Raw genomic sequence first — 12,915 nt, 5'->3', positions numbered from 1 at the left:
AGCACTCATCCGTAGGGTTTTTCCTTTCATAAGGATAAGGCTATTGTAAAAGAAAAAGAGCACCGTGGCAACGGTGCAGAGAAAAGATAAGAAAGGCTATTGCACAGCATGTGCGATTTGGTTCAATGATATTGAACAACAAAATATCGGGTCTGCTTGAAGCCACTGAACGATATGTGGATGGTAAGGTATGTCTGTATTATGACATCAGTTCACGTCAGTCTCTGGAACAGATGTATGAGTCAGGGAAAATGACCTGTCAGGAGATTTTGGATGTGGTGGACAGCATGTCAGGGTTATTAGGAGGTATGGCCGGATACCTTCTTGAAGAAAGGTTCCTTTTGCTTGAACCGGCATGTATATATATGGATTTGGAAACAGAACGGCTTTGTTTCCTTTACTATCCCTTTGCAGAGAAGGAGAAACCGATCGGCAGCATTTATATGCCGATAGCGGAATTTTTTCTGGAGCATGTGGATCACAGAGAGGAAAAAGCAGTAAGCGCCGCTTATCAGTTTTATAAGATGTCGAAGGCAGAGAGTTTCACTATAGAAAGTTTCCGTGCGCTCCTGGAAAAAGGAGGCGTGGACAGACCGGATACAAAACTGGAAAACAGGTCGGAAAGCGGGCTGGAGATAGGACTGGGGTACAGTCCTGTACGGAGCAGAAGGGGCGAGGCGGCAGCAGAAAGAGGGTACCTTCAGTGGCCGGAGGATGGCTGGGAGAGCCAGATGAGTTTCTATGAAGAACCGGCAGTTTATGAATATGGCAGGACAGCAGGCCCTACAGCGTACGAGGGAACACTGTATAAAGAAAAAAGTATACACTGTACCAGTAATACAGAAACGGAAGCGGAAAAAGGTAATACTGGTGAAGAGAGAACACAGGAAAAGAAGAATGGTAAAAGAAATCTGATTGGTTTGGTGGCAGCAGTTCTTATATTTGGGATTATCTGTGGGATTATCTGGTATTTGCAGCCGGAAGGCTCGCTTAAGGCTGTATTCTTTGGAGGCCTTGCCGCAGATGGCATAATTCTTCTTCTGTTTTTATGGAAACTGACTGCGGTAAAGGATGAAAAAAAGGGAAAGGCAGACGCAGAAAGAAAGCAGGAAAAAACGTGGGACAGTTATGCTTGCTGTGAGAAGGAGGTGTACTTTGATGACACTATATTTTCTGCAAACAACATAGGAAGCGTTTATAGCATGAGCGATATACCCGGCAATAGGACCAGAAGCCCCAGACTGACGGGAAAACTGGGAGAACAGGATATCCGTTTTGCCCTGGACAGTCTTCCGGTAACCGCAGGCAAGATGAAAGGCCGGGTGCAGCTTCAGCTGCCGGATGCTTCTGTTAGCCGTATTCATGCCCGATTCGTAGAAAAGGAAGGCAGGACGGCGCTGATGGATCTGAATTCTACAAATGGCACATTTATCAACGGGATAGGCCTGGAACAAAATGAAACAATGGTTTTGGAAGCGGGAGATGAGGTCCGGCTGGGAAGCGTCATACTACATTACGAGGAATAATATATTCTGGGATTAGGAGTTGGAAATACAGGTGAAAACTATCAAAAACGGTTTATTGACAAGGCTGTACGGAAGTGTTACCCTTTTGGTATTGAGGAATATTTTGGTGAAGAATTAGCAGTATCTGCAGGTTTTATGTCCGTAAGGGACGCAGTAAATACCATAAAACTGGGGGTAACGGGGGTGTATATGGTAAAACGGCAGACTTATCGGTACCAGGATCAGAAATACAAGGATATTCCATGGTGCAGCGCAGTGCTTACAGCTATAAATGTCGTTATTTTTTTGATATGCGAATTCACGGGTGACTGGCTGTATGATGAAGGACAGTTCAGCGTTTTGTATCTGACTCACAGCAGGGAATATTACCGTCTTGTGACATCCATGTTTCTTCATGCTGATATTGGCCATCTGGTTAATAATATGATATTATTGTACTTTGGCGGAGAGATTGTGGAGAAGACGATCGGTAGTTTCAGATACCTTGCCCTGTTTTTTATATCTGGAATCTGCGGAAATCTTCTGTCAGCTGTATATGAGCTGACTACAGGCAACTTTTATTATTCCTTTGGGGCGAGCGGGGCTGTTTTCGGATTGATAGGCGGACTGCTTTACCTGGTCATTACAAAGAAGGGACGGGCGGCTCAGATTTCCATTCAGAGAATGCTTCTTATGATTATATTTTCTCTTTATTCCGGTTTCCGCAGTGTTATGGTGAATAATGCAGCTCATTTAGGCGGGCTGATCAGCGGTTTCCTGCTGACCTTTCTTCTGTGCCATATTGGGAGAAGCATAGGGCATGGCGGAGGAGGTTATGGATATTGAGAAATGGTATTAATACGGACTGAGGAAACAGGCTTTTGCATAAAGAGCATAAAAACAGAGAGGATGCCTGCGGGCAGGAAGGAGAATTGTTATGAAGGATGATAACTGTATTTTTTGTAAATTAGCTAATGGAGATATTCCAACGAATACTATTTATGAGGATGAAAAGTACCGGGTAATTCTGGATTTGGGCCCTGCTACAAGAGGACATGCATTAATCCTTCCCAAGGATCATTATTGTGATCTTTATGAGCTTCCGGATGAGGTATGCGGAGAAGTTATGAAGCTGGCTAAAAGAATGGCGGCCAGGATGACCGAAAGGCTGCAGTGCAGCGGGTTTAATCTGGTTCAGAACAATGGAGAGTCCGCAGGACAGACGGTACGTCACTTTCATCTGCATTTGATTCCCAGATATGACGATGATAAGCAGAACATCAACTGGGTACCTCAAGAACCCTCACAGGAAGAGCTTGAAAATATCCGTAAGACAATTTGCGGTGAATAAAAGCGGTCCGCCGGGGAAGCTTCATTATCTTCCCCGGCAGGCCGCAATCCTATTTGCCTTTTCCCGCCTTATTTTCTTCTACAATTCCATCCAGCAATTCTGTAATTGTCTTGGTCGCATTCATCTGCTGGCTTTTTCCCATTGCATTAATATAGGTCTGACGGTTAAAGTAAAGTTCCTGTACTTTCTCAACCAGAAGATCAGGGCTTAAGTAGTCTTCATCTATAACCATACTGTATCCCTGAGTTTCAAAGGAGCGGGCATTCAGTATCTGATCTCCACGGCTGCTTCCTGCGGAAAGCGGAATCAGAAGATTAGGCTTTTTCAGGGCGAGAAGTTCACAGATAGCATTTGCTCCGGCTCTGGATACCACTACATCGGCCATGGCAAACACATCCTTCAGCTCAGCTTTCAAATATTCAAATTGTGCATATCCGGATTGGTTGAGCAGCAAGTTGTCAATTTTCTCATGACCGCAGATGTGCACTATCTGAAAATCATTGAGCAGCTTTGGCAGAGCCTCACGAACAGCCTGATTGATGGAAGCAGCGCCAAGGGAACCGCCTATTACCATAAGTACAGGCTTATTGGCAGTAAAATGACACAGCTCCAGTGCGGCAAGCTTATTCCCTTTGGATAGTTCATCACGGATAGGAGAGCCTGTAAGTACAGCTTTTTCCGTGGGAAGACTGTGCAGCGTTTCGGGGAAATTGCAGCATACCTTTGCAGCAACCGGGATACAGAGCTTATTAGCGAGTCCCGGTGTCATATCTGATTCGTGGATAACACAGGGAATCTTCAGGGAGGATGCTGCGCGGACTACAGGGACGGATACAAAACCGCCTTTGGAAAATACAATGTCCGGGCGGATTTCTTTCAAATATTTTCTTGCCTCTCCATATCCCTTTATAACGCGAAAGGGATCCGTAAAGTTCTTTAAGTCAAAATAGCGCCGGAATTTTCCGGTGGATATTCCGTAGTAGGGGATGTCATAATCCTCTATCAGTTTTTTCTCCATTCCATTGTAGGAACCGATGTAGGAAATTTCATAACCGAGCTGTGACAGCCTTGGCAGCAGGGCAATATTTGGCGTAATATGACCGGCGGTGCCACCGCCGGTAAGAACGATTTTCTTTGACATGAATTAGCCCCCTAGCTGAATTATTAATTTGCGGTTCCCACAATGGATTCCAGTGCCACAGCCAGCTGATCAGGGCAGGATGTGGGCTTGAAGCCGCATTTGATTCCTTTCAGACGGGAAATTGCCTCTTTTGCGGGCATTCCTTCCACCAGGCGGGAAATACCCTGGAGATTACCATTGCAGCCTCCCGTAAAATGTACAGATTTGATGATTCCATTATCCAGTTCAATGTCTATTGCGCTGGAGCAAGTGCCTTTTGTTCTGTATTTCATAATATGCCTCCAAATTAAACAATATAAATTCAATATCCGAATTATATCAAAAATCCTCCTTTGTTACCAGTATTTTCACAATAAATCCGCAATTATGGCAGATTGAGGCGTAATTCTCCGATCGATTCCCGGCCTGTCCGTATTGTGGCAGGCGGGTCAATCTCCTATAATACTATTCACAAAGGAAACAAAAAAGGCTGGTCTCACAGCTGCAGAAGCAGAACAGTGGACGGGAGGCTGTCTGATACGGACAGCAGATTGGAGGAGAGTATGACTTCGTTTGTGGAAAATAAAGAACTGGTGGCTATGACAATTATATTGCTATTATTGAGCATATTATGCAAGTTTATAACAGGAATTTTTCTGAATACGCTGATAAGGGAGGCTGAAAACATGTCCTCAACGGAAAACAAGGTGCTTAAGCAGTGTAAGATTAAATTCCGTAACTGTTACAAGCTCAATGACGGAGTTCCCAACATACCGGTTTTTGTGGACAAGTTTTTAAATCGGATTCAAATATGGAAATTTTCCATGGACGGGCTGTCCCATTTTGCCGGGCAGCTTATGATGCTTTCGGTATTTTTTGCAGGGGCGGGGGCGTGTAAGGGGATTATTGACGGAAAAACACTGGGGGAAATCCTTCCGTTCTATCTTATGAGCTTTTTGGGATTGTATTTGTATTTCAGCGTTTCAGGCCTGGTGGATGTACATGGGAAAAAGGCTGCGCTTAAGACCAGTCTGACAGACTATCTGGAAAATCATATGGCGGCCAGGCTTTCATTACTGGATGAGTCGGAATGGCTGGCCGGAGCCGAAGTCCGGAGTGTATCGGCCGGAGGTGTCATACTCCGGGAAATGGAGAGTATAGGGGAAGGACAGGATAAAATACAAGCGGAAGCAGAGCAGACGACAGTAAAACAATCGGCGGGAAAACTGATAGCTGCGGAGCTAAAGGAAAAAATACGGCCGGAAAGAGTGGAGACAATGGAAAAGAGCCCGGCGGAAACTCAGATGGAGGAACAGATTTTTACCAAGAATCAGGAAAAAGAACTGGAAGAGCTTCTGAAGGAGTTTTTTGCATAATACAGCACTGCTGGCAGAAGCAGAAAAAATGCAGAATTCAGAAAACCGTATTCTTAACAAAAAAGGAAAAAACGAGGAAAAACAAGGCTTCTTATAAAAACTCTTGAAAATAAAAACCAACTTTGCTACACTAAGAACGGAAATTGAGCGAAATTGCAGGTTTTCTGCGATGGCTGCGGTTATATCTATTTGTTTGCTGCCAAGTGCAGCAGAATTGGAGGATAAGCAGATGAGCAAAGTGACTTTTGATTATTCAAAAGCAGCACCTTTTATCGGTGCGCATGAAGTAGATTTTATGAAAAAACAGGTGATGGATGCCAGGGAACTTCTGGTTTCCAAGACCGGTGCGGGAAATGATTTTCTTGGCTGGATCGATCTGCCGGTTGATTATGATAAGGAAGAGTTTGACAGAATTAAGAAAGCGGCGGCTAAAATCCAGAGTGATTCAGAAGTGCTTCTGGTTATCGGAATTGGTGGTTCTTATCTGGGAGCAAGAGCTGCAATTGAATTTTTAAGACACAGCTTCTATAACAGTGTAAGCAAGGAGATTAGAAAAACTCCTGAAATTTATTTCGTTGGAAATTCCATCAGCTCTACATATATCAGGCATTTGATTGATGTGATTGGGGACAGAGACTTTTCTATTAATATGATCTCTAAGTCCGGTACTACTACAGAGCCCGCAATTGCATTCCGTGTATTCAAGGAAATGATGGAAAAGAAATACGGCAAGAAAGAAGCTGCCGGAAGAATTTATGCAACCACAGACCGTGCGAAGGGATCCCTGAAGGGACTGGCAACGGAAGAAGGTTACGAAAGCTTTGTTGTTCCGGATGATGTGGGAGGACGTTTTTCCGTTCTGACTGCAGTAGGTCTGCTTCCTATCGCAGTAAGCGGTGCGGACATTGACAAGTTAATGGAAGGTGCAGCTGATGGACGCAAGAAAGCGCTGGAGGCTGAATACGAAGATAATGACGCACTGAAGTATGCGGCTGTCCGCAATATCCTTCACAGAAAAGGAAAATCAGTGGAAATCCTGGCTAACTATGAGCCCAGTGTTCACTATGTATCCGAGTGGTGGAAGCAGCTGTACGGTGAAAGCGAAGGAAAGGACCAGAAGGGTATTTTCCCGGCAAGCGTTGACCTGACGACAGATCTGCATTCTATGGGACAGTTTATTCAGGACGGTTCCCGTATTATGTTTGAGACGGTTATCAATGTAGAGACATCCAGAGAAGAAATCACCATCAATGAAGAGCCTGTGGATCTTGACGGATTGAATTATCTGGCAGGGAAGAGTGTTGATTTCGTTAACAAGAGCGCGATGAACGGAACCATCCTGGCTCATACGGATGGTCAGGTTCCCAACCTGATGATCGACGTGCCTGAGGTGAACGAGTTCTATCTGGGCCAGCTGTTCTACTTCTTTGAGTTTGCATGCGGGGTCAGCGGATATCTGCTTGGCGTAAACCCGTTTAACCAGCCTGGCGTAGAAAGCTATAAGAAAAATATGTTTGCGCTGCTTGGGAAACCGGGATATGAAGCGCAGAGAGAAGAGCTTCTGAAGAGACTGTAAAAAACAGCCCGTTTCGGAGCAGAAAAATAAATAAGAAGCCGTAAAAAGGTATTAAGCTGCGAAAGGGTGTGCAAATTATTCAAATCACGCCCTTTCGTTTTTTTAGCCATATTATTTTTTACTTTGTCGATATCATGTCTTTTAAATATCTTTATCTTCCTTTTATTGGTTGCTCTGTGGAAATAAATAAGCTACAATTACGTTAATGAGACGGTTATTTAGGAAAGGAGGCAGCTTCATGGGAGGAAAAATTCAGGATATATCGACAATGCAGGATGTTCTTCATGAATCTATGACGGGTTTATGGATAATAGAAATAGAGGAAGGCTGTAATTCCCGGATGTTTGCGGATGAGACGATGCTGGATCTTCTCGGCCTTACTGAAGAGGCCTCGCCAGAGGAATGCTATGAACACTGGTACCGGAATATCGATAAGGAGTATTATCCGGTGGTAAATTCCTGTGTGGATAATATGATAAGGCAAGGCAGGGCTGAGGTGCAGTATCCATGGCAGCATCCGGTGTTTGGCAGGATTTATATCCGTTGCGGCGGTGTGGCAGAGCGTATCGGTGAGAAGGTATTAAGACTCAGAGGGTATCACCAGAATGTGACGGACACTATAGTTATGCGGCGGGAAAAAGAAAAACTGGAGGAACTTAATGAAGAAATAGTAGGTTCTCTTCATAATCTTTTTTTTGCAGTGTATCGGATTGATATGGAGAGTAATTCTGTACGTGCCATTCGGGTTCCGGAGGACGTGGAGGAAATATCGGAGGAGGAATTTTCTTACGATTTGTTCTGGGATGATTTTGCAAGGAAGACATTGCATCCCAGCTGGTATGAGGATATGAAACGGGAACTTTCCCTGCATCATTTCCGTGAGCTTATTGTTGAGGGGTATGACAGATATACAATTGAGGGCTACAGGAAGATAAACGGAGAGTATCATTACATATCCTGCAATGTTTACTTTGGGGGAAAGAAGAACTGGGCGATTCTTGCGCTCCAGGATACACACGAGCAGAAAAAGAGAGAAGAGGAAAGCCGGAGTGCGCTGAAGGAGGCATATGAGCTGGCGCAGAACGCCAATAAGGCTAAAAGTGATTTCCTTTCAAAAATGTCCCATGATATCAGGACTCCGCTGAATGCTGTCATCGGTATGACGGAGCTGGCCAGACTGCATATGGATGATAAGGAAAGACTGCTGTATGATCTGGAACAAATCGGAGTATCCAGCCAACTGCTGCTGAGCCTGGTAAATGAAGTGCTGGATATGAGCAAAATTGAAAGCGGTAAGTTTGAACTTAATAATAGTGATTTTAATCTTCATGAGCTTCTGGAAGAAGTAATTTGCCTGATGAGGACTCAGGCAGAGGAGAAAAAACAGATATTCCATGTGTCCATGGATGGATTGAAGCATGAGCGTGTAATTGGCGATCGTGCCAGATTAAGTCAGATTTTTTTGAATATTATGAGCAATGCATGCAAGTATACTCCGGAAGGAGGAGAGATATTCATTTCAGTTTCTGAGCTTTCCTCCGGAAACAGCAGGCTGGGACGTTACCGTTTTGTTTTCAGAGATACCGGGATTGGAATGAGCGAGGAATATCTGCAGCATATTTTTGAACCCTTCAGCAGAGCTAACGACTCCCGGATCAGTAAAATCAGCGGTACCGGACTTGGGATGGGAATTACCAAGAACCTGGTTCAGATGATGGGAGGGGAAATCCGGGTAGAAAGCAGAATTGGGGAGGACAGCTGTTTTACGGTAGTATTGGAATTAAGGCTGCAGGAAGAAAAGGCGGAAGAAGTACCTGAACTTAGAATTCAGGATGTGGACTGCAGGGGCATACATATTCTGTTGGCAGAGGATAATGAGCTAAGCAGAGAAATAGCGGTAAGTCTGCTGGAGGTAACCGGAGCCTGCGTGGAAACTGCTGAAAATGGAAAAGAAGCGCTGGAAATGTTCCGGGCCTCTCAGCCGGGGTATTATCAGATTATTTTTATGGATATCCAGATGCCGGTAATGAACGGCTATGAAGCTGTAGAGGCAATCCGCAGACTGGAACGCGCGGATGCCTCGGAGGTTGTCATTGTTGCAATGACGGCAAATGCCTTTGCAGAAGATGTGATAAAGTCTCTGCAGGCCGGGATGAACGAGCATCTGGCAAAGCCGATTCAGCCGGGGCGTATGGCTGAGGTGCTGGCAAAGAGGGTGCTTCATAAAATGTAGTATTCTTCATTAGGGTGAATTGAATTAGGTGTGAATTGAATTAGATGTGAATTGAATTGGTGTGAATTGGACTGGAAGTGTATCGGTTTGGAAGTATGCCAGCATTTGGGTATAAAGGGCTGCAAATCATAGGATCGTGTTATTTTGGAATAGTATTAAGCTAGATTTACCGGAGGGCTCCGGATATAATGAAGAAAAAAGTACTTTTATCCTGATTTATTAATGAGTAAGCGGAGGGCTGCAACATGAAAGAACTGTATAAGCTGCCGGCAAGACCGGAAGCAAACCGACAGAATATCCTGCAGGGGGATAAATACCGGATTACTATGCTGACTGAAGGGCTGGTACGTCTGGAATACAGCGAGGACGGAGTTTTCGAGGACAGGGCGACACAGACTGTTATCAACCGAGATTTCCCGCCTGTGGAGTTTCAGGTGAAGGAGACGGAGGAAGAGCTGGAAATTCTGACCTGGAGATTTCGCCTGAATTATAATAAAAAAGAATTCAATCCCAGAGGACTCAAGGCTCAGGTGCTTGGAAATACGGGTTTCTGGAATAATGTATGGCATTATGGAGACGAGCTTCGGGATCTGAAGGGAACGGCAAGGACACTGGATACGGTGGACGGCGCCTGTGAACTGGGGCATGGTCTTGTCTCTACGGAAGGTTTTTCCGTATTGGATGATTCTGCTTCACTTATTCTTACCGAGGAAGGATGGGTTGCACCCCGCAAAAAAGGAATTCAGGATATTTATTTCTGGGGTTACGGGCTGGACTATCTGGAATGTCTGAAGGATTTTTATTATCTTTGCGGTAAAACCCCCATGCTGCCCAGGTTCGCATTGGGAAACTGGTGGAGCCGTTACTATGAATATACCGAAGCGAGTTATCTGGAGTTGATGAACCGTTTCGATGAAGAGGGAATCCCTTTTACAGTTGCAGTCATTGATATGGACTGGCATTTGGTAAATATCGATCCCAAATATGGAACCGGCTGGACAGGCTATACATGGAACAGGGAGTTTTTCCCGGATCCGAAGCGATTCATGGACAGCCTGCATGAGCGTGGTATGAGAATTACATTGAATGTGCATCCGGCAGACGGAATCCGCCCGCATGAGGAAATGTATGAGGCTATGGCAAAGGAACTGGGGAAGGATATATCCAGGGAAGAGCCTGTGGCGTTTGAAATTACGGATCCGGCATTCCTTTCCGCCTATTTTAAATATGCGCACCATCCCAATGAAGAAAAAGGGGTGGATTTCTGGTGGCTTGACTGGCAGCAGGGCGGTATTACGAAGATGGAAGGCCTGGATCCGCTGTGGATGCTCAACCACTTCCATTTCCTGGACAGCGCAAGAAATGGAAAGCGTCCCATGACTTTTTCAAGATATGCAGGTCCCGGTTCCCATAGATATCCGGTGGGATTTTCAGGTGATACGGTAGTTACGTGGGAATCTCTGAAATTCCAGCCTTATTTTACCAGTACGGCATCCAATATCGGTTATGGCTGGTGGAGCCATGATATTGGCGGTCATATGAATGGATATAAGGATGATGAGCTGGAAGGACGCTGGTACCAGCTGGGTGTATTCTCTCCTGTTAACCGGCTTCACAGCACTAAAAACGAATTTAATGGAAAGGAGCCCTGGCGTTTTAATCCGGAAATTCACAGTATGATGAATGAATTTCTGCAGCTGCGCCATAAAATGGTTCCGTACCTGTACACCATGAATTACAGAGCATATGCGCAGGATACACCGCTGGTGCTGCCGATGTATTATTATAATCCCAGATGCCTTGAGTCCTACCGGGTACCAAATGAGTATTATTTTGGAACCGGGCTGATTGTTGCCCCGATTACTTCCCCTCGTCTGTCAGGATTGAATCGCGCAAAGGAAAGAGTATGGCTTCCGGAAGGAACCTTCATTGATTTCTTCAGCGGTACCATTTATGAAGGCGGCCGTATGATGGATATGTACAGGGATATCAATACCATGCCTGTTTTTGCGAAAGCAGGAGCTGTTATTCCCATGACAGAAGAAATCGATGCGGTGAGTACCTGCGGAAATCCTTCTTCTCTGACGCTTAAGGTTTATGCCGGAGCTGACGGCAGTTTTTCGCTGTATGAGGATGATAATGAAACCTGTGATTATGAAAAGGGCATCTGTGCGATTACGGAATTTGAATGGAAGTGGGATGGCGAGCAGCGTTTTGCAGTTCATCCGGTGCAGGGCGAGCTTTCTCTGGTACCTGAAAAGAGGGATTATACAATAGAGATTTGGGGATGTACGGAAAGCGAAGTGTTATGTACCTCCAATGGAAAAACGGCAGAGGCGGAAGCCTCCTATGATGCGGATAAGAACTGCCTGAAAATTACAGTAAGCCAGGCTGATGCGTGTGCTGAGACAGTGATTACCTTTGTAAGGAAGCTGGTTCTGGCTGAGAATCCTGTGAAGAAGACAGTTTATGCTTTCCTGGATCAGGCGGAAATGGAATTTGATATTAAGACCCGGATTTATCAGCTGGTATGCAGCGGCAAATCACCGCTTGTTATTATTGGAGAGCTGCAGGCCATGGATTTATCGGAAGATCTGGTGAAGTGTATTTCTGAAATGCTGACTGCACAGGGTAGTCTGGCATAACGTCTAACAAGTTCTGTTCCAGGCTCCCCGGGGAGCCTGGATTAGTTTTTTAAGGGATAAGAAGAAGGAAGCGGGACGGGTTGATAATAGCGGATAAATGGGAGGAACAGTTGTGGAGCGGGCTTTGCATATCGTGGTATTGGACAGAAGCAGCGTGGGAGAGGATGTGTCGGTGGAGCCTCTGAAAAAGTACGGAGAGGTTACCTTCCACATGACAACGAAGGATGAGGAAGCAGCTGGACGGGTTAAGGATGCAGATATTATTATTGTGAATAAAACGCCTATGAATGCTGATACCCTGGATGGCGCGAGCCATCTGAAGCTTATCTGTGAGTTTGCAACCGGCTTTGATAATGTGGATTTGGATTACTGCAGAAAAAGGGGAATCCCGGTAGTTAATGTGGTCAATTATTCCACGGCTGCTGTGGCACAGCATACGATAGCCTGTGTTCTCTATATTTTGGAAAAGCTTCGTTATTACGATGATTATGTAAAGTCCGGGGCTTATGGGGCACAGCCGAGATTTTCCCATTTCGGTCTGCCTTACTCAGAGCTTGATGGTAAGACCTGGGGAATCGTGGGCATGGGAAATATCGGACGGAAAGTAGCCGCTATTGCAGAGGCTTTCGGCTGCCGTGTTATCTGCTTTTCAGCATCCGGCCGAGGAGGCTGTACGGATTATGAGCAGGTGGATTTTGAAACCTTACTGCGGGAATCTGATGTGCTCACACTGCATTGTCCTCTGAGTGACAGAACGAGAAACCTGATTGATCTGGAAGCGTTAAAAAAGATGAAAAAAACGGCGATTCTGGTAAATGTGGCAAGAGGTGCCGTAGTAAATGAAGCTGATCTTTGTACTGCACTGCAGGAAAATTGGATTATGGGGGCAGGAATTGATGTATTAAGCAGGGAGCCGATTGATCCGAGGAATCCGCTTTTGCAGATTCAGGACAGCAGCAGACTCCTGATTACGCCGCATATGGCATGGGCAAGCGTGGAAGCGCGTACCCGGGTGGTTACGGAAACCTGCAGGAATATTGAGGCTTTTTTACGGGGAGAAGCCAGGAATGTGGTAAATCCGTAAGAAGGATTGGCAGTGAAAAGGATGG

Annotated in this window: 10 protein-coding genes; 8 read left to right on the top strand and 2 right to left on the bottom strand. The window is 45.3% G+C overall.

The window, feature by feature from the left end:
* Positions 1-125: 125 nt before the first annotated feature.
* The 3 genes from FYJ45_RS07280 to FYJ45_RS07270 all read left to right on the top strand — a co-directional run bounded on the left by FYJ45_RS07280 (position 126) and on the right by FYJ45_RS07270 (position 2,856).
* Entirely contained in the window at positions 126-1,526 is a 1,401-nt protein-coding gene (locus tag FYJ45_RS07280; RefSeq protein ID WP_154464065.1) for a DUF6382 domain-containing protein, read from the top strand.
* 189 nt (positions 1,527-1,715) lie between these two features.
* The gene (locus FYJ45_RS07275) at positions 1,716-2,351 is read left to right on the top strand and encodes a rhomboid family intramembrane serine protease (RefSeq protein ID WP_044914428.1); all 636 of its coding nucleotides are present in this window, start codon (positions 1,716-1,718) and stop codon (positions 2,349-2,351) included.
* Between the two features lie 67 nt (positions 2,352-2,418).
* Complete coding sequence (locus FYJ45_RS07270) at positions 2,419-2,856, top strand: HIT family protein (RefSeq protein ID WP_330415761.1); 438 nt, start codon at positions 2,419-2,421, stop codon at positions 2,854-2,856.
* 49 nt (positions 2,857-2,905) lie between these two features.
* On the opposite strand, the gene FYJ45_RS07265 is transcribed toward FYJ45_RS07270, so the two are convergent.
* Entirely contained in the window at positions 2,906-3,997 is a 1,092-nt protein-coding gene (locus FYJ45_RS07265) for an undecaprenyldiphospho-muramoylpentapeptide beta-N-acetylglucosaminyltransferase (protein ID WP_102287291.1), read from the bottom strand.
* Between the two features lie 23 nt (positions 3,998-4,020).
* A complete protein-coding gene (locus FYJ45_RS07260) occupies positions 4,021-4,269 on the bottom strand; it encodes a TIGR03905 family TSCPD domain-containing protein (RefSeq protein WP_021635570.1) in 249 nt (82 codons plus the stop codon).
* Positions 4,270-4,539: 270 nt separating this feature from the next.
* On the opposite strand from FYJ45_RS07260, the gene FYJ45_RS07255 reads away from it, so the two are divergent.
* The 5 genes from FYJ45_RS07255 (at position 4,540) to FYJ45_RS07235 (ending at position 12,890) form a co-directional block, all read left to right on the top strand.
* The gene (locus FYJ45_RS07255) at positions 4,540-5,352 is read left to right on the top strand and encodes a hypothetical protein (RefSeq protein ID WP_154464064.1); all 813 of its coding nucleotides are present in this window, start codon (positions 4,540-4,542) and stop codon (positions 5,350-5,352) included.
* A 229-nt stretch (positions 5,353-5,581) separates the two neighbouring features.
* Entirely contained in the window at positions 5,582-6,928 is a 1,347-nt protein-coding gene (locus tag FYJ45_RS07250; RefSeq protein WP_035321600.1) for a glucose-6-phosphate isomerase, read from the top strand.
* Between the two features lie 238 nt (positions 6,929-7,166).
* A complete protein-coding gene (locus FYJ45_RS07245) occupies positions 7,167-9,161 on the top strand; it encodes an ATP-binding protein (RefSeq protein ID WP_195841712.1) in 1,995 nt (664 codons plus the stop codon).
* Between the two features lie 245 nt (positions 9,162-9,406).
* The gene (locus FYJ45_RS07240) at positions 9,407-11,806 is read left to right on the top strand and encodes a glycoside hydrolase family 31 protein (RefSeq protein WP_154464062.1); all 2,400 of its coding nucleotides are present in this window, start codon (positions 9,407-9,409) and stop codon (positions 11,804-11,806) included.
* A 112-nt stretch (positions 11,807-11,918) separates the two neighbouring features.
* The gene (locus tag FYJ45_RS07235; RefSeq protein ID WP_276925124.1) at positions 11,919-12,890 is read left to right on the top strand and encodes an NAD(P)-dependent oxidoreductase; all 972 of its coding nucleotides are present in this window, start codon (positions 11,919-11,921) and stop codon (positions 12,888-12,890) included.
* Positions 12,891-12,915 lie beyond the last annotated feature (25 nt).

Origin of the sequence: Eisenbergiella porci (assembly GCF_009696275.1) — a bacterium.
GTDB lineage: Bacteria > Bacillota > Clostridia > Lachnospirales > Lachnospiraceae > Eisenbergiella > Eisenbergiella porci.
Note: the sequence above shows the minus strand (reverse complement) of the source record. Positions and strands in the feature narration are given on the sequence as shown.

Coding starts and splice junctions, on each gene's coding strand:
- FYJ45_RS07260 (WP_021635570.1), bottom strand. CDS start 4,269: ATGAAATACAGAACAAAAGGCACTTGCTCCAGCGCAATAGACATTGAA.
- FYJ45_RS07265 (WP_102287291.1), bottom strand. CDS start 3,997: ATGTCAAAGAAAATCGTTCTTACCGGCGGTGGCACCGCCGGTCATATT.
- FYJ45_RS07275 (WP_044914428.1), top strand. CDS start 1,716: ATGGTAAAACGGCAGACTTATCGGTACCAGGATCAGAAATACAAGGAT.
- FYJ45_RS07240 (WP_154464062.1), top strand. CDS start 9,407: ATGAAAGAACTGTATAAGCTGCCGGCAAGACCGGAAGCAAACCGACAG.
- FYJ45_RS07280 (WP_154464065.1), top strand. CDS start 126: ATGATATTGAACAACAAAATATCGGGTCTGCTTGAAGCCACTGAACGA.
- FYJ45_RS07245 (WP_195841712.1), top strand. CDS start 7,167: ATGGGAGGAAAAATTCAGGATATATCGACAATGCAGGATGTTCTTCAT.
- FYJ45_RS07255 (WP_154464064.1), top strand. CDS start 4,540: ATGACTTCGTTTGTGGAAAATAAAGAACTGGTGGCTATGACAATTATA.
- FYJ45_RS07250 (WP_035321600.1), top strand. CDS start 5,582: ATGAGCAAAGTGACTTTTGATTATTCAAAAGCAGCACCTTTTATCGGT.